The sequence below is a fragment of the Streptomyces sp. CB02056 genome (assembly GCF_001905545.1).
In the GTDB taxonomy this organism is placed as follows: Bacteria; Actinomycetota; Actinomycetes; order Streptomycetales; family Streptomycetaceae; genus Kitasatospora.
Genome location: NZ_LIPD01000002.1, coordinates 649715 through 669619, shown reverse-complemented (window position 1 = coordinate 669619; position 19905 = coordinate 649715). Strand labels below are relative to the sequence as shown.

The 19905-nt window shown below is 71.5% G+C and carries 15 protein-coding genes and 1 tRNA gene; 8 read left to right on the top strand and 8 right to left on the bottom strand.

The features are described 5' to 3' along the window. Positions 1-23: 23 nt before the first annotated feature. The 4 genes from AMK13_RS06905 to AMK13_RS06890 all read right to left on the bottom strand — a co-directional run bounded on the left by AMK13_RS06905 (position 24) and on the right by AMK13_RS06890 (position 3137). Positions 24-95, bottom strand: a tRNA-Gln gene (locus tag AMK13_RS06905). Positions 96-382: 287 nt separating this feature from the next. After that, positions 383-1882, bottom strand: a complete 1500-nt coding sequence (gltX, locus tag AMK13_RS06900; RefSeq protein ID WP_074001506.1) for a glutamate--tRNA ligase — start codon at positions 1880-1882, stop codon at positions 383-385. Then, entirely contained in the window at positions 1875-2675 is an 801-nt protein-coding gene (locus tag AMK13_RS06895; protein WP_049658604.1) for a fumarylacetoacetate hydrolase family protein, read from the bottom strand. The genes gltX and AMK13_RS06895 overlap by 8 nt, the downstream gene beginning before the upstream one ends. 243 nt (positions 2676-2918) lie before the next feature. Continuing rightward, positions 2919-3137: a hypothetical protein gene (locus AMK13_RS06890; protein WP_049658602.1), complete on the bottom strand. Its 219-nt coding sequence runs from the start codon at positions 3135-3137 to the stop codon at positions 2919-2921. Between the two features lie 638 nt (positions 3138-3775). Here AMK13_RS06890 and AMK13_RS45775 point away from each other — a divergent pair. From AMK13_RS45775 to AMK13_RS06850, 8 genes are all read left to right on the top strand, one after another. Beyond that, the gene (locus tag AMK13_RS45775; protein ID WP_074001505.1) at positions 3776-7600 is read left to right on the top strand and encodes a nitrate- and nitrite sensing domain-containing protein; all 3825 of its coding nucleotides are present in this window, start codon (positions 3776-3778) and stop codon (positions 7598-7600) included. A 10-nt stretch (positions 7601-7610) separates the two neighbouring features. Beyond that, positions 7611-8024, top strand: coding sequence for a roadblock/LC7 domain-containing protein (locus AMK13_RS06880; protein ID WP_030248297.1), 414 nt, complete (start codon positions 7611-7613; stop codon positions 8022-8024). Positions 8025-8184: 160 nt separating this feature from the next. Further along, the gene (locus AMK13_RS06875; protein WP_049658630.1) at positions 8185-8610 is read left to right on the top strand and encodes a DUF742 domain-containing protein; all 426 of its coding nucleotides are present in this window, start codon (positions 8185-8187) and stop codon (positions 8608-8610) included. Beyond that, the gene (locus tag AMK13_RS06870; RefSeq protein WP_074001502.1) at positions 8591-9175 is read left to right on the top strand and encodes a GTP-binding protein; all 585 of its coding nucleotides are present in this window, start codon (positions 8591-8593) and stop codon (positions 9173-9175) included. Before AMK13_RS06875 ends, AMK13_RS06870 begins: the two co-directional genes overlap by 20 nt. Before the next feature lie 401 nt (positions 9176-9576). After that, positions 9577-12951: a sensor histidine kinase gene (locus AMK13_RS45770; protein ID WP_074001504.1), complete on the top strand. Its 3375-nt coding sequence runs from the start codon at positions 9577-9579 to the stop codon at positions 12949-12951. A gap of 10 nt (positions 12952-12961) precedes the next feature. After that, positions 12962-13375 carry a roadblock/LC7 domain-containing protein gene (locus AMK13_RS06860; RefSeq protein ID WP_030248297.1) on the top strand — a complete coding sequence of 138 codons (414 nt, stop codon included), beginning with the start codon at positions 12962-12964 and terminating at the stop codon, positions 13373-13375. A gap of 161 nt (positions 13376-13536) precedes the next feature. Continuing rightward, entirely contained in the window at positions 13537-14178 is a 642-nt protein-coding gene (locus AMK13_RS06855; protein ID WP_074001503.1) for a DUF742 domain-containing protein, read from the top strand. Next, positions 14159-14743: a GTP-binding protein gene (locus AMK13_RS06850; RefSeq protein WP_074001502.1), complete on the top strand. Its 585-nt coding sequence runs from the start codon at positions 14159-14161 to the stop codon at positions 14741-14743. The genes AMK13_RS06855 and AMK13_RS06850 overlap by 20 nt, the downstream gene beginning before the upstream one ends. A gap of 82 nt (positions 14744-14825) precedes the next feature. Here the strand turns inward: AMK13_RS06850 and cimA are convergent, their stop codons facing one another. The 4 genes from cimA to AMK13_RS06830 form a co-directional block, all read right to left on the bottom strand. Next, entirely contained in the window at positions 14826-16430 is a 1605-nt protein-coding gene (gene cimA, locus AMK13_RS06845) for a citramalate synthase (protein ID WP_049656396.1), read from the bottom strand. Between the two features lie 355 nt (positions 16431-16785). Next, complete coding sequence (locus tag AMK13_RS06840; protein ID WP_074001501.1) at positions 16786-17898, bottom strand: branched-chain amino acid aminotransferase; 1113 nt, start codon at positions 17896-17898, stop codon at positions 16786-16788. 198 nt (positions 17899-18096) lie between these two features. After that, on the bottom strand, positions 18097-19134 hold the full coding sequence (locus tag AMK13_RS06835) for a 3-isopropylmalate dehydrogenase (protein ID WP_074001500.1): 1038 nt from the start codon (positions 19132-19134) through the stop codon (positions 18097-18099). Positions 19135-19192: 58 nt separating this feature from the next. After that, positions 19193-19756 carry a Uma2 family endonuclease gene (locus AMK13_RS06830; protein ID WP_074001499.1) on the bottom strand — a complete coding sequence of 188 codons (564 nt, stop codon included), beginning with the start codon at positions 19754-19756 and terminating at the stop codon, positions 19193-19195. Positions 19757-19905: the final 149 nt, after the last annotated feature.

Here is a 19905-nt window from a genome sequence, read left to right as displayed (position 1 = left end):
GTGTGCTGTACTCACGTACTGCGCTGGGGTACCAGGACTCGAACCTAGACTAAATGAACCAGAATCACTCGTGCTGCCAATTACACCATACCCCACCAGAGTTGAACCCCTGCGGGCCCTTCTCAGGCGTTGCGCCTCTCGGTCGGTCCCTTCCGAGGGGCTTTCGTTCCCTCGTCCGTTCCCTCCCGGGCGGCGCAGAAAGAACATTACCCGACGTCGGCCCCGGCTCCAAAATCGATAACCCCGGGCGGCCTGCGGGAGGCCTGCGGATGACCTCCGGGTACGCCGCGGGCCCGGCACGAGGCCGGGCCCGCGGCCTGCTCGGCGGCCCGTGGAGGGCCGGTCCGGCAGGGATCCGTCAGCGAGCGCCCAGGAGGGTGCCTCAGGCGGCCGGGAGGGCGTCCAGGGCGGCACGCAGCCGTCGCAGCGTCTCCGGGCGGCCCAGCAGCTCCATGGACTCGAACAGCGGCGGGGAGACCCGTCGGCCGGTGACGGCCACCCGCAGCGGCGTGAAGGCGAACTTGGGCTTGATGCCCAGCCCCTCCACCAGCGCCTCGCGCAGCGCGGCCTGGATCGGCTCCGGGGTGAAGTCCGCGAGCTCCTCCAGCGCCTTGATGCTGGCCTCCAGCACCGGGCGGGAGTCCGCGGTCAGCACCTTGGCGGCGTCGTCCGGGTCGAGGGCGAACTTCTCCGGCGCCACGAACAGGAAGCCGGCCATGTTCACGATCTCGCTCAGCACGACCATCCGCTCCTGGGTGAGCGGCGCCACCTTGGCGAGCAGGTCCAGCTGCTCGGCGGTGGGCTCGGCCGGCAGCAGCTCGGCACCCTGGAGGAACGGCACCAGGCGGCGGACGAAGTCCTCCGGGGCCAGCCGGCGGACGTGCTCGGCGTTGATCGCCTCGCACTTCTTCAGGTCGAAGCGGGCCGGGTTGGCGTTCACCTTGGCGACGTCGAAGGCGGCGACCATCTCGTCCATGTCGAACAGGTCGCGGTCCTCGGCCAGCGACCAGCCCAGCAGGGACAGGTAGTTGAGCAGGCCCTCGCGGATGAAGCCGCGCTCGCGGTACAGGTTGAGCGAGGACTGCGGGTCGCGCTTGGAGAGCTTCTTGTTGCCCTCGCCCATCACGTACGGCAGGTGGCCGAAGCGCGGGGTGGTGCCGTCGCCGACGCCGATCTCGGCGAGCGCGGCGTACAGCGCGATCTGCCGCGGGGTGGAGGACAGCAGGTCCTCGCCGCGCAGCACGTGGGTGATGCCCATCAGGGCGTCGTCCACCGGGTTGACCAGGGTGTACAGCGGGGCGCCGTTGGCCCGGACGATGCCGTAGTCCGGCACGTTCTCCGGCTCGAAGGTGAGCGTGCCGCGCACCAGGTCGTCGAAGGAGAGGGTCTTGTCGGGCATCCGGAAGCGCAGGATCGGCTCGCGCTTCTCCAGCTTGTAGACGGCGACCTGCTCCTCCGTCAGCTCGCGGCAGTGGCCGTCGTAGCCGGAGGGCTTGCCGGCCGCGCGGGCGGCCTCGCGGCGGGCGTCCAGCTCCTCGGTGGAGCAGTAGCAGTGGTAGGCGTGGCCGGCCTCGTGCAGGCGGCGGGCGACATCGGCGTAGATGTCCATCCGCTGCGACTGCCGGTACGGCGCGTCCGGACCGCCGACCTCGGGGCCCTCGTCCCAGTCCAGGCCGAGCCAGCGCATCGCGTCGAGCAGCTGGTTGTACGACTCCTCGGAGTCGCGGGCGGAGTCGGTGTCCTCGATCCGGAAGACCAGCGTGCCGCCGTTGTGGCGGGCGTAGGCCCAGTTGAACAGGGCCGTGCGGACCATGCCCACGTGGGGGTTGCCGGTCGGGGAGGGACAGAAGCGAACCCGGACGGCCGGGTCAGTGTTAGCCACGCTTGATCACCTTGTTGGTGAGAGTGCCGATGCCTTCGATGGAGACGGCGACCTCGTCGCCGACGTTGAGGGGGCCCACCCCTGCGGGCGTGCCGGTGAGGATGACGTCGCCGGGCAGCAGCGTCATGGCCTCGGAGATGTGGACGACCAGCTCGGCGACCGAGCGGACCATCAGGGAGGTGCGGCCGGTCTGGCGGAGCTCGCCGTTGACCGTGCAGGTGATCGCGAGGTCGCTCGGGTCGAGGTCGGTCTCGATCCACGGGCCCAGCGGGCAGGCCGTGTCGAAGCCCTTGGCCCGGGCCCACTGGCCCTCGCGCTGCTGGACGTCCCGGGCGGTGACGTCGTTGGCGCAGGTGTAGCCGAGGATCACCTCGGGCACCCGGTCCAGCGGCACCTCGCGGCACATCCGGCCGATCACCACGGCGAGTTCGGCCTCGTGGTGGACGTCCGAGGAGAACGGCGGGTAGGCGATGCTCTCGGTCGGGCCGATCACCGAGGTGGACGGCTTGAAGAAGGTGAGCGGGACGTCCGGGACGTCGTTGCCCAGCTCCGCCGCGTGCGCCGCGTAGTTGCGGCCGACCGCCACGATCTTGTTCGGGAGCATCGGGCTGAGCAGCCGGACGTCCTGGAAGCGGTAGCTCTCGCCGGTGGGCTGGGGCTGGCCGAACGGGTGGCCGGCCAGCGCGTGGACGACCAGCGACTCGGGCCGGGAAGGGTCGCCCTCCACTACGCCGAAGGAGACGCTGCCGGCGGCAGGGCTCCCTTCCCGGACGGAAAACCTGGCAATGCGCACGGCTGGGCTACCCCTCGCTTCGTCGGCCGCCCGGGGCGCGCCCGGGCGCTGGAGGGCTCCCGCCCGCAGTGGGCGCGGCCCCGTCAATCGGCCTCCAGGCTATCGCGTGGGGCCCCGGCTGACCGCTTTGCCCCTGTTCAGGACGGTCGGGACGGAAGCGCGCACCGCGCGACGCCGAGGGCGCCGCCGCCACCGGTGTGACGACGGCGCCCTCGGCGCGGTGCGGTGCGGTGCCGTGCGGGGTCAGTCCTGCGGGACGACGACCGGGGCGACCATCAGCTGGGTGCGGCGCGGGTTGGCCGTGGCGGCCGGCAGCTCGGTGCCGTACGTCAGGACGTCCTCGGGCTTGCGGGCACCCGGGATCGTGCTGAAGTCCTCGACCGAGGCCAGCGTCGTCCGGCGCGGGTTCGCCGTGGGGCGGCAGGACAGCGTGGACTTGGTGGCGTTCTTCGCCTGGGACATCGAGAGCACCTCGTGGTCATGGCCTGGCCGACCGCGACGGATCGGCACCGGCCTGATGGATTCCGATTGATTCGGAGGGGTTCTGGGCAGGCTGATCGGGGCCGTGCTCCGGAGACAGCCAGGTTACGAGATCTCATTCCATAGAGACCGTGACCAAAGCTACACATTAGACTGTGATTTTGCTCACAAATTGACGAGCAAAATACAGATATCCGACATATCGTCGCTCCGGGACTTTCCGACATTCCACCCGATAAGGGGCATTCCGGAAGGTCTGTGACTCTTCCCGATCCCGGGTCTGCTTGGCATGTATCCGGCGAGTGTCCGAAAAAGGCGGTATTCCGGTCCTGTTACCGCACAGTCAGTGAGATCGCACAAGCGGTCGGTAGCGCCGGACCCCCGGTACCTGCGGCCCTTGTTGGGATTCCCCGGCTGTGCTGGAATGCGACGGACCGTGGGTAGGGAGTGGTCCACCCCGGTGCCCGCTCTCCCGGACCGGCCGGGGGGCGGATGGAAACTCGACACCGTCCAGGCCGTGGCGACGCGGCGGGACGCCCGGTCCAGAGGTTGCGACGCCAGTGCAGGGACGTTTCAAAAGGGGTAGCGGCGCCGCGGGGAACCCGGAGTCGCGCGAGCCTGTGGCAGCCCCCCAACAGGCGGCGGCCCCCGGCGGCCCGGCCGAGCCGGTGACACCCGAGGCCCTCGGGCGGCCGGAGGAGGACGGGCAGGAGCGGAAGTCCGCCCGGGACAAACTCCGGACCTCGCTGACCAGGCGCCGCGCCACCGGTCTGAACCGGCTCGCGATGCGCAACTGGCGCATCCGCACCCGACTGATCGCGCTGCTCGCCCTCCCCGTGATGGTCTCGCTGGTCCTCGGTGGCCTGCGCATCCAGACCTCGATGGAGAACTCGCAGCAACTCGCCCAGATGGCCAACCTGTCCGACCTGGCCAAGAAGGCGACCAACCTCGCGGACGCGCTGCAGACCGAGCGCGACATCAGCGCCGGCCCGATCACCCACGACCCGACCGCCCCGCTGGACGACGACATCGTCGCGGCCCGCAAGTCCACCGACGACCTGAGCCGCACCTTCACCGCGTCCTCCGACAAGTTCGAGAACCTCGAACTGTCCGGCGGCAAGGCGCTGTTGCTCCAGATCCGCAAGGACCTGAACTCGATCGCGGACACCCGCAGCCTGCCGTACCAGAACAACCAGAACATCCAGTCGACGATCACCGCCTACGACGTGATCATCCGAGACCTGCTGTCCATCACCCAGGACATCGCGCTCGCGTCGAACAACAAGGACCTGGTCGTCTCCACCCGCGCGCTCCAGCAGTTCTCGCTGGCGAAGAACGCGACCTCGCAGCAGCGGGCCCTGATCAGCGCCGCGCTCGCCAACCCGAAGACCCCGGACCTCAGCCCCAGCGACGAGTCCTTCGGTATCCGTCTGCGCAGCTCGTACGACAACGCGATCGCGAGCTTCAACAACATCTACACCGCGCACGACCTGGACAACCTGCGCAGCCAGCTGAGCTACAACTCGGTGGTCGCCGACGCCGACCGCTACGCCTCCACGATCCTCACCCAGAGCGGCATCCGCCAGACCGAGGCGGTCAGCTACAAGGACTGGTACGAGAAGGCCAGCTCCAAGATCACCGCCGAGCGCCGGATCGAGTCCAAGCTCATCGAGAACCTGGACGGAAAGGCCCAGGACCTCCAGTCCCAGGCCGACGCCGACGCCCTAATCATCGGTGTCGCGGTCGCCCTGGTGCTGCTCGTCGCCCTCGGTGGCGCCGGCCTGATCGCCCGCTCGATGGTGCGCTCGCTGACCCGCCTCCAGGCCGCGGCCGAGGACGTCGCCGAGCGCCGTCTGCCCGAGCTGGTCAAGACCCTCTCCGAGGCCGACCCGCACGACGTCGACACCACGGTCGAGCCGGTCGCCGTCGACTCCACCGACGAGATCGGCCACGTGGCCCACGCGTTCGACATGGTGCACAGCGAGGCCGTCCGCCTCGCCGCCGAGCAGGCCCTCCTGCGCGGCAACATCAACGCGATGTTCACCAACCTCTCGCGCCGCAGCCAGGGCCTCATCCAGCGCCAGCTGTCGCTCATCTCCGAGCTGGAGAGCCGCGAGGCGGACCCGGACCAGCTGGCCAACCTCTTCAAGCTGGACCACCTCGCGACCCGCATGCGCCGCAACGGCGAAAACCTCCTCGTCCTCGCCGGTGAGGACCCGGGCCGCCGCTGGACCAGGCCCGTCCCGCTGGTCGACGTGCTCCGCGCCGCCGCCTCCGAGGTGGAGCAGTACGAGCGCATCGAGCTCGCCGCCGTGCCGTCGGCCGAGGTCGCCGGCCGCGTCGTCAACGACCTCGTCCACCTGCTCGCCGAGCTGCTGGAGAACGCCACCTCGTTCTCCAGCCCGCAGACCCGCGTCCGGGTCACCGGCCACGCGCTGCCGGACGGCCGCGTCCTGGTCGAGATCCACGACACCGGCATCGGCCTGAGCCCCGACGACCTCGCCGAGATCAACGAGCGCCTCGCCAACCCGCCGACGGTGGACGTCTCGGTCTCCCGCCGCATGGGCCTCTTCGTGGTCGGCCGCCTGTCCCTGCGACACGGCATCCGCATCCAGCTCCGCCCCAGCGACTCCGGCGGCACCACCGCGCTGGTCATGCTCCCGGTGGACGTCACCAATTCGGGCGACCGCCGCGGCGCCGGCCGGCCCGGCTCCGGCCAGGGCAAGCAGCAGCGCGGGGTCACCCCGACGCCGCGCCAGCAGCGCCAGGTGCCGCCCGGCCGCCAGAACGGTCCGGCCGCGCTCGGCCAGGGCGGTCCGGCCGCCGGTGGCCCGCAGGGCGGCCGTCCGCAGCTCGGCCAGGGCGGTCCGGGCGCTCCGACCGGTCCCGGTCCGCAGGGCGGCCCGGGCGCGCAGGGCGGTCCGGGTGCGCCGGGCGGTCCGGGTGCGTCCGGCGGCGGTCTGCCGACCCGCAAGGTCGGCCAGTCGCTGCGGGAGAACCCCGCCCCGCAGGGCGGCGGTCAGCAGGGCCAGGGCCAGCGGCCCGCCCAGCCGCAGCAGAAGCAGCAGGCCCCGCAGAAGCAGCAGAAGCAGCAGAACCAGCAGGCTCCGCAGCAGGCCCAGCAGGGCGGTCTGCCGCAGCGCGCCCCGGGTCGCCAGGGCCCGCCGCAGAGCGGCCCGAACGGCCTGCCCCGCCGCGGCCGTCAGCAGCAGCCCGGCCAGCCGGGCCAGCCCGGTCAGCCCGGTCAGCCGCAGCAGGGCCAGCCGCAGGCCGGTCAGTCCCAGCCCGGCCTGCCCGGCCGGCCCGGCCAGGAGCGTCCGCGTCCCGCCGGCGGGTTCGACGGCGGTCCGGGTGCCCGGAGCGGCGAGCAGCCGCAGCACGGCCGCCCCGGCGGTCCCGGCGGCCCCGGCGCGCCGCAGCAGGGCGCCCGTCCGGGCAACCGTCCGCAGGACGGCCTGCCGCAGCGCCGTCCGGCCCCGCAGGGCCCCGGCGCCCCCGGCCGGCCCGCCGCCCAGGGCCCGCGCGGTCCGCAGCGCCCCGGCCCGGACGCGCCGCAGCGCGACCGCCAGCCGCAGCTGCCGCCGCAGGCCCCGCAGCAGCCCCAGCCGCTGCCGTCGGCCGAGCCGGCGCCGGTGGAGAGCACCCAGCAGTTCGCCCGTCCGCGCTTCGAGGCCAGCCAGATCGACCCGCGCGACCCGCTGGGCCTCGGCCTGGTCGAGCCGGTGCTGCCGAACGTGCCGAACCCGCCGCGTCCGGAGCCGGTGCGCCAGGAGCAGGCCCCGCAGCAGCCGCAGCCGCTGCCGCTGCCGCACCAGGAGCCGATGGCGCTGCCGACCGGCCCGTCCGAGGCCGCGGGCCGACCGGGCGGCGAGGAGCAGCCCTGGTTCCCGCAGTCCGACGGCTCGCAGCAGGCGCGGCCGCGGCCGTACCAGCCGCGCCGCCCCGGCACCGCCGCACCGGAGTTCCAGCCGTCGGCCGACGAGCAGCGGGCTCCCCAGCCGGCTCCGCAGCAGCAGGCCCCGCAGCAGTCGCAGGGCCAGCCGCAGCAGAACCAGCAGCAGCCGCAGGGCCAGCCGCAGCCGGGCACCGGCGACGCGCCGTGGCGTCCGTCCGCGAACGACGAGCGCTGGCGCCGCGCCGAGCAGATCCGCGAGCCCTCGACCAGCGGTGTCACCATGTCGGGCCTGCCCCGGCGGACCCCGCAGGCCAACCTGGTCTCCGGCACCGCCGAGGCCTCGCCGCTGACCGGTCCGCAGGTCTCCCGGGCCCCCGAGGAGGTCCGCGGCCGACTGACCAACCTGCGCCGCGGCATCCAGCAGGGCCGCCGCGCCGGGGCCGAGCAGGCCGCCAACCAGGCGGGCCACCAGCATGGTGCCCAGCAGCCCGGATTCGATAGTTTCGGTGGCCGGAGCGACGGCAACGGCGCAGATCACCAGGAGCGTTGAGTTGAACCAGATGAGCCAGGCCGCACAGAACCTGAACTGGCTGATCACCAATTTCGTGGACAACACCCCCGGGGTGTCCCACACCGTGGTGGTCTCCGCGGACGGCCTCCTGCTGTGCATGTCCGAGGGCTTCCCCCGGGACCGCGCCGACCAGCTCGCCGCCGTCGCCTCCGGCCTCACCTCCCTCACCTCCGGCGCCAGCCGGATCTTCGAGGGCGGCGAGGTCAACCAGACCGTCGTCGAGATGGAACGGGGCTTCCTGTTCCTGATGGCCGTCAGCGACGGCTCCGCACTCGCCGTCCTGGCCGCGCCGGACTCCGACATCGGCCTCGTCGGCTACGAGATGGCCCTGCTCGTCGACCGCGCCGGCGCCGTCCTCACCCCCGCACTCCGCGCGGAACTCCAGGGCAGTCTCCTGCACTGACCGGGACCCGCGCGGCTCACCCACCGTCCCGACCGCGCCGGGTCCGACCCGACCGGACCCGGCGCCACACCCTCAGCTACCCTCAGGCAGCTGATCCCGCCTCAGCTGGCACCGCCCCAGCTGGAACCGGCTGCCCAAGGCTGCAGCACTAGGAGGACCCATGACCCCGCCTTCGACACCCGCCGGCCCGTACGGCAACGGGTACGGCAGCGGCTACGGCGGGCAGCAGTCCGACGGCTACGAGCAGCAGCCGCTGGTCCGCCCGTACGCGATGACCGGCGGACGGACCCGCCCCCGGTACCAGCTCGCCATCGAGGCCCTGATCTCCACGACCGGCTCGGCCGACCGGGCCGGCGGGCTGCTGCCCGAGCACGCCCGGATCGTCAGCCTCTGCCGCGAGGTCAAGTCCATCGCGGAGATCTCCGCACTGGCCGGCGTCCCGCTCGGTGTCGCCCGCATCCTCGTCGCCGACCTTGCCGAGGCCGGTCTCGTCGCCATCCACCAGCCCGCCGCCGCGGGCGAGTCGGGCGGAACGCCCGATGTCACGCTGCTCGAAAGGGTCCTCAGTGGACTTCGCAAGCTCTAACGCGGCCGCCCCCACCCGCGCCACCACCTCCGCGAAGATCGTCGTCGCGGGCGGCTTCGGCGTCGGCAAGACCACGCTCGTCGGCGCCGTCTCCGAGATCAACCCCCTGCGCACCGAAGCCGTCATGACCTCGGCCTCCGCCGGCATCGACGACCTCAGCCACGTCTCCGGCAAGACGACCACCACCGTCGCCATGGACTTCGGCCGCATCACCCTCGACGAAGACCTCATCCTCTACCTCTTCGGCACCCCCGGACAGGACCGCTTCTGGTTCATGTGGGACGACCTCGTCCGAGGCGCCATCGGAGCCGTCGTCCTCGTCGACACCCGCCGCCTCGCCGACTGCTTCCCCGCCCTCGACTACTTCGAGAACAGCGGACTGCCCTTCGTCGTCGCCCTCAACGGCTTCGACGGACACCAGCCCCACACCCCCGACGAAGTCCGCGAAGCACTCCAACTCGGCGCCGACACCCCCGTCATCACCCTCGACGCCCGCCGCCGCGACAGCGCCAAGAGCGCCCTCATCACCCTCGTCGAACACGCCCTGCTCGCCCGGCTCCGCTGAGCGAGGGGGGAACCGCACGGCCCCGACGGTCCGTCCCCCGCGACGGGCCGTCGGGACCGCGGTGCCTACCCGCGGGTGACCTCCGGGGGCCGCGCGCAAGACCCGTGTATAAGCAGCGGATAACAGTTCGGTAGGCATTTTGTGATCAACAATGACTCAGCGTGGCGAAACAGCGTCACTCAGCGCCAGGTGACCACGGTTTTGCTCCGTCATGTCGGTGAATGTCCAGAATGTACCGAGGCGGGTGCCGGACGGCGGCTGTTTGTCCCCCATCCCCGCACGTGCTGAAATTCCAGCTACCCCTGGTTTCTCCTGCGCCGGCCCCTACGGCGGCGGTTCAGGGCCCAGGGGTAGCGCTGGATTGATCCATGGCCGGCAGTCGGCCGAGAGGTAGTTGTCGAGTGAGGCGTAAGCAGCAACCCGCCCCGCAGCGGCGCTCCGAGCCCCGCCAGAGCGAGCCGAACGGTACCCCGGGGGACCCGGCCGGATTCTCCGCGTTCGCTCCCACCGAGGAACGCTCCCAGAGCACCGTCCCGGCTCCCGAGCCCCCGGCCGCGACACCCCGCGGCGGCGGCTCGTCGGGCGACGGCGGATCGAGCCGGTACGACTTCCTCCGCCCGCGCAACTGGCGCGTGCCGACCCGTCTGATCGCGATCCTGCTGATCCCCGTGACCATCAGTCTCGTCTTCGGTGGTCTGCGCGTGAACACCTCGGTCGACGGCTTCATCAAGGCCTCCCGCGCCGAGAAGACCGCGGAGCTGGCCAAGGCGGCGACCGAACTCGCCGAGGCGCTGGAGAACGAGCGCGACAAGACGCTCATACCCCTGCTCACCAAGCAGGACCCGAACAACGAGGTGGCCAAGCGCCGCGGCGCCACCGACGCCGCGCTGAAGGCGTACAACGCCGCCTACGCGGCCTCCGACAAGTCCGGTGAGCTCCCCCGGCGTCACGAGGCCTTCCAGACCCTGGTGGTCGACCTGCCGCACCTGCGGGCCAACGCGTACAACCCGGAGCTGTTCATCAGCGCCACGGCCAACGCGTACTCGGTGATGCTCGACCCGCTGCTGGCCTTCGACAACTCGGTCGGCCTGGGCTCCGCCAACGCCACCAGCAAGGGCCGCGCGATCTACGCGATGTCGCTGGCCAAGGCCGCGGCGTCGACCCAGCGCGCGCTGATGCTCAACCTGCTGGTCGGCATCTCGGCGAACGTCACCACGCGCTACGAGAACCAGGACGTGATCCAGCAGATCCTGATCTCGGAGAAGCTGGAACAGGTCTCCATCAACGAGTTCAACACCGGCAGCGCCCCCGAGGACGCCGCCAAGTACGCGGCCGCGCAGATCGCGCAGACCGCGGCCCAGGACCGCTCGGCGTACAAGATGCCCAACGGCGCGCCGCCCACCATGCAGGGCCTGCTCCAGCTCGGCGCCTCGTACAGCCAGGCCGCCGCGGAGGGCCAGCAGAAGGGCAAGGCGGTCGCCGACGCCGCGTACACCGAGGCGAAGAACGCCGGCCTGACCCAGGAGAACTGGAACCAGGCCACCGACACCCACATCCAGGCCCTGCGGAACACCGAGCTCGCGCTGCTGGACGAGGTCCTCACCGACTCCCGCAACCTGAAGGACAACGCGCTCTACGACGCCATCCTCAACACGGTCATCGTCGTCGCGGCGCTCATCCTGGCCGGCCTGCTGACCGGTTACGTGGCCCGCTCGATGATCCTCGGCATGCGCACCCTGCGCAGCGCCGCCCTGGAGATCGCCGACCACCGCCTGCCGGACCTGGTCGAGAAGCTCTCCAAGACCGACCCCGACCGGGTCGACACCTCGGTGACCCCGATCCCGCTGCACGGCAAGGACGAGATCGGCGAGGTCGCCCGGGCGTTCGACCAGGTCCACCAGCAGGCCGTGGCGCTCGCCGCCGAGCAGGCCCTGCTGCGGGGCAACGTCAACGCGATCTTCACCAACCTGTCGCGCCGCAGCCAGAGCCTGATCCAGCGCCAGCTGGCGCTGATCACCGACCTGGAGAACAACGAGGCCGACCCGGACCAGCTGGAGAACCTCTTCAAGCTGGACCACCTGGCCACCCGTATGCGCCGCAACGGTGAGAACCTGCTCGTCCTCGCGGGCGAGGAGGCCGGCCGCCGCTGGAACACCCCGGTCCCGCTGGTCGACGTGCTCCGCGCCGCCGCGTCCGAGGTGGAGCAGTACGAGCGCGTCGAGCTCTCCGGCATCCCGGAGGTCGACGTCGTCGGCGCCGCCGTGACCGACCTCGTCCACCTGCTCGCCGAGCTGCTGGAGAACGCCACCTCGTTCTCCAGCCCGCAGACCCGGGTGCTGGTCAACGCGACCCGCCTGCCGGACGGCCGCGTGCTGGTCGAGATCCACGACAAGGGCATCGGCCTCACCGCCGAGGACTTCGCGGAGATCAACGAGAAGCTGGCCGAGCCGCCCACGGTGGACGCCACCATCTCCCGCCGCATGGGCCTGTTCGTGGTCGGCCGGCTGTCCCAGCGGCACGACATCCGCGTCCAGCTCCGCCCGTCCGGCGAGTCCGCCGGCACCACCTCGCTGGTCATGCTCCCGCCGTTCGTCACCCAGTCCGGTGCGGCGCCGGAGCCGGACGAGCAGTTCACCGTCTCCCGGATCTTCGCCGAGCAGGAGCCGGCCGCCGAGTGGGCGCCGGACACCCGCGCCCGCAGCGCGGCCGAGCTCGGCTTCGACGACCACCTCACCGGCACCGGCAACGCCGGCTCCAGCGGGTTCAGCCCCGCCCTGGAGGCCGTCCAGCGCTCGCAGCGCCTCGACCAGGTCCGCCGCGCGGCCCTGGAGAGCGCCCCGCAGGCGCCGGTGGTCGACGCCGAGGTCGAGGAGGACTACCAGCAGGGCTACGACCAGTACGCCCCGCAGGGCTACGAGCAGCAGGGCCAGGCCGGCGAGCAGTACGCCGACGACCGGTACGGCTACGACCAGGGCGGCTACCAGCAGGACGAGTACCAGCAGGACGGGTACGCCCAGGACGGCTACGACCAGTACGCCCCCCAGGGCTACGACCAGCAGCAGGGCCAGGCCGGCGGGCAGTACGCCGACGACCGGTACGGCTACGACCAGGGCGGCTACCAGCAGGACGGGTACGCCGACGACCAGTACGGCCGCCCGGCCCAGGACTCCCCGGCCGGCCACCCGTACGCCCCCGAGCCGCCCGCGCTGCCCGCCGCCGAGCCGCACGCCACCCTGCCGTCCGGGCTGCCGCAGCGCCGTCCCGGCGAGCAGCTGGCGGGCGGCGGCCTCCCCGCCGCGCCGGCCGGCGGCGGCCAGTCCGGCGACAGCCCGAACTGGTTCGCCGGCGCCAAGGACACCTCGGCGCCCGAGACCCAGCGCGGCCACGACGTGTCCTCGCTCGGCGGTTACGGCCCGACCGGCCCGACCGCCCGCGCCGCCTGGCAGTCGCCGAACGACGGCGACTGGCAGCGGGCCGAGCAGCTGCGCGAGCCCTCCTCCAGCGGCACCACCGGTGCCGGTCTGCCGCGGCGCGTGCCCAAGCAGAACCTGGTGCCCGGCAACGCCAAGTCCACCCCGCAGGACGGGCCGCAGGTCTCCCGCAGCCCGGAGGAGGTCCGTGGCCGCCTCACCAACCTGCGCCGCGGTGTGGAGCAGGGCCGCAGTGCCGGTAACACCGGAAGCTTCCGGATCGACCCCGATCAGGTAGACCAGTCCGGCAACGGACAGAACCGGAGCACCGATCTCTTCGGCGGCTCGAACCACCAGGAGCGTTGAGTTGACTCAGATGAGCCAGGCCGCACAGAACCTGAACTGGCTGATCACCAATTTCGTGGACAACACCCCCGGGGTGTCCCACACCGTGGTGGTCTCCGCGGACGGCCTCCTGCTGTGCATGTCCGAGGGCTTCCCCCGGGACCGCGCCGACCAGCTCGCCGCCGTCGCCTCCGGCCTCACCTCCCTCACCTCCGGCGCCAGCCGGATCTTCGAGGGCGGCGAGGTCAACCAGACCGTCGTCGAGATGGAACGGGGCTTCCTGTTCCTGATGGCCGTCAGCGACGGCTCCGCACTCGCCGTCCTGGCCGCGCCGGACTCCGACATCGGCCTCGTCGGCTACGAGATGGCCCTGCTCGTCGACCGCGCCGGCGCCGTCCTCACCCCCGCACTCCGCGCGGAACTCCAGGGCAGTCTCCTGCACTGACGGTTCGTCGGATACCGTCCAGGTATTCGAAGTACCTCCGCGTCCTTCCCGGGCCCGCTTCGGCGGGCTCGGGTTCGGACGTTGTACGGCCTTCGCACCACCGGCTCCGGACCTGCGCCGAAGCTCGCACCGCACCGCCGCACCCTGTGAGGAGAGGAACCGTGACACCGCCCGACGACCGCAGCGGCCAATACGGTGTTCCGTACCCTGGCACAGGCCATGACGCCTTCGGAGCACCCGGCGTCGGCCACGGTCAGCAGTACGGCCGGCACCAGTACGGACAGCCCCGGCAGCCGTACCCCCGGCCCGAAGAGCAGTACGGCCAGTACGACCAGTACGCCCGGCAGCCCTCGTACGGCGCCCCGGCGCCCGGCTACCCGGCCCCGGCGCCCGAGCCGGACCCCGGCTACCTGCCCGCCCAGGAGCCCGGCCACGTCGAGGAGTTCGAGGACGAACCCGACTCCGGCCCGCTGATCCGCCCGTTCGCGATGACCGGTGGCAGGACCAGGCCGCGCTACGAACTCGCGCTGGAGGCCCTGGTCTCCGCCGACGTCGACCCGCAGCGCATGGCCACCCTGCTCCCCGAGCACCAGCGGATCTGCACGCTGTGCACGGAGGTCAAATCCGTCGCGGAGGTGTCGGCGCTGCTCTCCCTTCCCCTGGGAGTGGCCCGCATCCTCGTGGCCGACCTGGCCGAGGCCGGCCTGGTCGCCATCCACCAGCCCGCTTCCGGCGGCGAAACCGGAAACCAGCCCGACGTCACGCTGCTCGAAAGGGTCCTCAGTGGACTTCGCAAGCTCTAACGCGGCCGCCCCCACCCGCGCCACCACCTCCGCGAAGATCGTCGTCGCGGGCGGCTTCGGCGTCGGCAAGACCACGCTCGTCGGCGCCGTCTCCGAGATCAACCCCCTGCGCACCGAAGCCGTCATGACCTCGGCCTCCGCCGGCATCGACGACCTCAGCCACGTCTCCGGCAAGACGACCACCACCGTCGCCATGGACTTCGGCCGCATCACCCTCGACGAAGACCTCATCCTCTACCTCTTCGGCACCCCCGGACAGGACCGCTTCTGGTTCATGTGGGACGACCTCGTCCGAGGCGCCATCGGAGCCGTCGTCCTCGTCGACACCCGCCGCCTCGCCGACTGCTTCCCCGCCCTCGACTACTTCGAGAACAGCGGACTGCCCTTCGTCGTCGCCCTCAACGGCTTCGACGGACACCAGCCCCACACCCCCGACGAAGTCCGCGAAGCACTCCAACTCGGCGCCGACACCCCCGTCATCACCCTCGACGCCCGCCGCCGCGACAGCGCCAAGAGCGCCCTCATCACCCTCGTCGAACACGCCCTGCTCGCCCGGCTTCGGTGATCGCGCACGACCGTGGCCCGCGGGACTTCGTACGAAGTCCCGCGGGCCACAGGCATGTCGGGCGCCGACCGGCCCGGGCCGGCTACTCGGTCGGCTCCAGGCCGGCCCGGATCAGGCCGTAGGTGTACGCGTCCTCCAGCGCCAGCCAGGAGGCGGCGACCACGTTGTCGGCCACGCCCACCGTCGACCAGGTGACGGAGCCGTCGGTGGACTCGATCAGCACCCGGGTCTTGGAACCGGTACCGTGCTGGCCCTCCAGGATGCGGACCTTGTAGTCCACCAGCTCGAAGGTGGCCAGCGGCGGGTAGATGCCCTCCAGGGCCGCGCGCAGCGCCTGGTCCAGCGCGTTGACCGGGCCGTTGCCCTCGCCGGTGGCGATCCGGCGCTCGCCCTTGGCCCACAGCTTGACGGTGGCCTCGTTGCCCGTGAAGCCCTTCGGGCCCTGCTCGCTGATGGTCCGCCAGGACTCCAGGGTGTAGAAGCGGTCCCGGCTGCCGCGCACCTCGTCGCGCAGCAGCAGCTCGAAGGAGGCGTCGGCGGACTCGTAGGTGTAGCCGAGGTTCTCCTGCTCCTTCACCTTGGCCACCACCCGGCCGGCCAGGTCCCGGTCGCTGGAGAGGTCGTAGCCGAGCTCCTTGCCCTTGAGCTCGACGGAGGCCCGCCCGGCCATGTCGGAGACCAGCATCCGCATGGTGTTGCCGACCCGCTCGGGGTCGATGTGCTGGTACAGGTCCGGGTCGACCTTGATCGCGGAGGCGTGCAGGCCCGCCTTGTGGGCGAACGCCGAGAAGCCCACGTACGGCTGGTGGGTGGAGGGGGTCAGGTTGACCAGCTCGGCGATCGCGTGCGAGATCCTGGTCATCTCGGCCAGCCGGCCCGCGGGCAGCACCCGGCGGTCGTACTTGATCTCCAGCGCGCCGACCACCGGGAACAGGTTGGCGTTGCCGACCCGCTCGCCGTAGCCGTTGGCGGTGCACTGCACGTGGGTCGCGCCGGCGTCCACCGCGGCCAGGGTGTTGGCCACCGCGCAGCCGGTGTCGTCCTGGGCGTGGATGCCGAGCCGGGCCCCCGTCCTGGCCAGCACGTCGGCGACGATCTCCCGGACGCCGCCCGGCAGCATCCCGCCGTTGGTGTCGCAGAGCACCACCACGTCCGCACCGGCCTCGTGCGCGGTGCGGACCACCGACACGGCGTACTCGGGGTTCGCCCGGTAGCCGTCGAAGAAGTGCTCGCAGTCGATGAACACCCGCCGGCCCCGCGAGCGCAGGAACTCGACGCTGTCCCGGACCATCTCCAGGTTCTCGTCCAGGGTGGTGCGCAGCGCGAGCTCCACGTGCCGGTCGTGCGCCTTGGCCACCAGGGTGATCACCGGGGCGCCGGAGGTGACCAGCGCGGCCAGCTGCGGGTCCTCGGACGCCTTGCCGCCGGCCCGGCGGGTGGCGCCGAAGGCGACCAGCCGGGCGTGCTCCAGCTCCAGCTCGACGGCGGCCCGGGCGAAGAACTCGGTGTCGCGCGGGTTCGCCCCGGGCCAGCCGCCCTCGATGAAACCGACCCCGAACTCGTCCAGGTGCCTGGCGATGGCCAGCTTGTCCGCCACCGTCAGGTTGATGCCCTCGCGCTGCGCTCCGTCGCGCAGCGTGGTGTCGAACACGTGGAAACTGTCGTCGGTACGGGTGACCTCGGTCATGACCCCTGGTTCTCCGTTTCGGGGAGGTTGGGTACTGCTCTGCCGGACGTTCTCGTCCCGGCTCCACTGTCCATGGTCCCGCGCGCGGTCCCGGTGTCCCCGGGCCCCTTGTGGGGGCCGTCGGCCGGTCCGGGAGAAACAAAAAGACCCCTCGCGGGTGCGAGAGGTCTGCGCGCGGGTCTGGACGCTAGTGGTCGCTCCGCATCGGGTCCAGCGGAAGCGGTCACTGCGGACCGGCGCGCCTGCTGCTAATAATCAGCGAAAGCGAGGACACGCTGGCAGTCTGGCACAGCTTCCGCGATCCGGCCCGCCCGTCTCGGGATGCGAAACGGGGCAGGCCGGCCGGGGTGCGGGATCAGACGATCCGGTGCAGCCAGTGGTGGGTGTCCGGGGTCTGGCCGCCCTGGATGGACAGCAGCGCCTTGCGGAGCTCCATGGTGACCGGGCCGGGCTCGCCGGCGCTGACGGTCCAGTCGGCGGCGGCGGACTTCACCGAGCCGACCGGGGTGATGACGGCGGCGGTGCCGCAGGCGAAGACCTCGGTGAGGGTGCCGTCGGCGTTGGCCTGCTGCCACTCGTCGGTGGAGATCCGGCGCTCCTCGACGGCGTAGCCGAGGTCCGAGGCCAGCTGGAGCAGCGAGTCGCGGGTGATGCCGGGCAGCAGGGCGCCGGACAGCTCCGGAGTGACGATCCTGGCGTCCTTGCCCTCGCCGAAGACGAAGTACAGGTTCATGCCGCCCATCTCCTCGACCCACCGGTGCTCGGCGGCGTCGAGCCAGACCACCTGGTCGCAGCCCTTCTCGGCGGCCTGGGCCTGGGCGACCAGCGAGGCCGCGTAGTTGCCCGCGCACTTGGCGGCGCCGGTGCCGCCGGGGGCGGCCCGGACGTACTCCTTGGACAGCCAGACCGAGACCGGCTTGATGCCGCCCTGGAAGTAGGCGCCGGCCGGCGAGGCGATGATCATGAAGAGGTAGGAGTTGGCCGGGCGGACGCCCAGGCCGACCTCGGTGGCGAACATGAACGGGCGCAGGTAGAGGCTCTGCTCCGGCTCGTTCGGCACCCAGTCCCGCTCCTGGCGGACCAGCAGCTCGACGGCCTCGACGAAGGCCTCCACCGGCAGCTCCGGCATCGCCAGGCGGCGGGCCGAGGCCTGGAAGCGGGCGGCGTTGGCCTCCGGGCGGAAGGTGGCGATGGAGCCGTCGGCCTGGCGGTAGGCCTTCAGGCCCTCGAAGATCGCCTGGCCGTAGTGGAGGGTCATGTTCGCCGGGTCGATCTCCAGCGGCGCGTACGGCACCAGCTGGGCGTCGTGCCAGCCCACGCCCTCGGTCCAGCGGATGGTGACCATGTGGTCGGTGAAGACCCGGCCGAACCCGGGGTTGGCCAGCCGGGCCTCACGCTCCGCTGCGGGCAGCGGGTGGGCGGAGGGCTTGAGGTCGAACGTGATGGGCGCCTGGGTGGCCGTGCTCATGGCTGTTTCCTTCACCGTGGGGTTGGTCCGGGCCGCCACCGCCGCAGATACGTTTCGGCAAACTTCACCGGAATGGACGCACAACGGCACGGCCCACTGTCGATACTCGCATCCAGAGGGCCGTGCCGAACAGCTGCAAGCTGCGGTGATGTGCGGTCCGGCCCCGTCAGCCGGAACCGTGTGTTCGGATCCGGCCGGTCAGCCGGCTACTCGGGCGACGAGCGCGTCGCCGACCTGGGAGGTGCCGCGGGTGCCCGAGCGCTCGGCCAGGTCCGCCGCGACGGCGGCCTCGACCGCGGCGGCCTCGGCGGCGAAGCCGAGGTGCTCCAGCAGCATCGCGACCGACAGCACGGTGGCGGTCGGGTCGGCCTTGCCCTGGCCGGCGATGTCCGGCGCCGAGCCGTGCACCGGCTCGAACATGGACGGGAACTCGCCGCTCGGGTTGATGTTGCCGCTCGCGGCCAGGCCGATCCCGCCCGTGACGGCGGCGGCCAGGTCGGTCAGGATGTCGCCGAACAGGTTGTCGGTGACGATGACGTCGAACCGCTCCGGCTGGGTGACGAAGAAGATGGTCGCCGCGTCGACGTGCAGGTAGTCGGTGGTGACCTCGGGGAACTCCCGGCCGACCTCGGCGAAGATCCGCGTCCACAGGTGCCCGGCGTGCACCAGCACGTTGTTCTTGTGCACCAGGGTGAGCTTCTTGCGCGGCCGCGCCTGCGCCCGGCGGTAGGCGTCGCGCACCACGCGCTCGATGCCGTACGCGGTGTTCAGGCTGACCTCGGTGGCCACCTCCTGCGGCGTCCCGGTGCGCAGCGTGCCGCCGTTGCCGACGTACGGGCCCTCGGTGCCCTCGCGGACGACCACGAAGTCGATCTCCGACTGGCCGGCCAGCGGGGACGACACCCCGGGGAAGAGCCGGCCCGGACGCAGGTTGATGTGGTGGTCGAAGGCGAACCGCAGCTTGAGCAGCAGCCCCCGCTCCAGCACGCCCGACGGCACGCTCGGGTCGCCGATGGCGCCCAGCAGGATCGCGTCGTGCGACTTCAGCTCGGCCAGGACGTCGTCCGGCAGCGTCTCCCCGGTCCGGTGGTAGCGCCGGGCCCCGAGGTCGTACTCGGTGGTCTCCAGCTTCACGTCGGCGGGAAGCGCGGCACCCAGGACCTTGAGGCCTTCGGCCACCACTTCCTGGCCGATGCCGTCACCGGGGACTACTGCGAGACGAATGGTGCGAGACATGCTCGGACCCTACTCCGCCGTCCCAGGTACTGACACCTGGCGTCCACCATGCGGACGGTCAGGTCAGGTCGATCTCGATCTCGAACGGCTGATCGACCTTCAACTGCTTGTGGTAGATCCCGGTCGGAAAGTACCGCTTGGACGCCGGCTCAAGCTCGAACGTGTAGACCACAGGGCGGCCCTCATCACACTCAACGCGCCAGAAATGACGGATACCGGCGGCAGCGTACTTACGCGGCTTGATCTCACGGTCACGCTCGCGGGACTCCTCGGAAACCACCTCGACCGCCAGTAGGACGTGCTCGGCGGAAAAACCGGTCTGGCGATAGCCGGTGTCCGAGTCCTCGTGGACCACCAGCAGATCGGGCTCCGGCCGGTTCCGACGGTCGAGCGTGACCGTCATCTCCGGCCACACCTCCCATCCATCCGGGACCGCCGCTTCCAGTCCCCGCTCCAACAAGCGCTTCGCCCGGACATGGAACTTCGTCTGCGGACTCACGAAGATCAGGCTCCCGTCGATCAGCTCGGTGTGAGGCGGGAGATCAGGCAGCCGGTCGAGGTCCTCTGCGGTGTAGCCACCAGCAGGAGGCCGAATCCAGTCGGGGTACGGCGCGATGCTCATGGTTCCTCCCATACAGGCATCCTGGCGGCCCTCTCAGGCTACTCGGCGGAGCCGCTTAGGACTCCACTCCTTCGAGGGAGCGCGTGCGACGCGGGGGGCGCCTGGGGCGTGCTTAGGGCGTGTCTGACCATTGGCGCGCACCCGGCGGG

Bases quoted from the DNA above. Each gene is read 5' to 3' on its own strand.
- AMK13_RS06890 (WP_049658602.1), bottom strand. From the start codon at position 3,137: ATGTCCCAGGCGAAGAACGCCACCAAGTCCACGCTGTCCTGCCGCCCC.
- AMK13_RS06880 (WP_030248297.1), top strand. From the start codon at position 7,611: ATGAGCCAGGCCGCACAGAACCTGAACTGGCTGATCACCAATTTCGTG.
- AMK13_RS06875 (WP_049658630.1), top strand. From the start codon at position 8,185: ATGACCCCGCCTTCGACACCCGCCGGCCCGTACGGCAACGGGTACGGC.
- AMK13_RS06860 (WP_030248297.1), top strand. From the start codon at position 12,962: ATGAGCCAGGCCGCACAGAACCTGAACTGGCTGATCACCAATTTCGTG.
- cimA (WP_049656396.1), bottom strand. From the start codon at position 16,430: ATGACCGAGGTCACCCGTACCGACGACAGTTTCCACGTGTTCGACACC.
- AMK13_RS06840 (WP_074001501.1), bottom strand. From the start codon at position 17,898: ATGAGCACGGCCACCCAGGCGCCCATCACGTTCGACCTCAAGCCCTCC.
- AMK13_RS06835 (WP_074001500.1), bottom strand. From the start codon at position 19,134: ATGTCTCGCACCATTCGTCTCGCAGTAGTCCCCGGTGACGGCATCGGC.
- AMK13_RS06830 (WP_074001499.1), bottom strand. From the start codon at position 19,756: ATGAGCATCGCGCCGTACCCCGACTGGATTCGGCCTCCTGCTGGTGGC.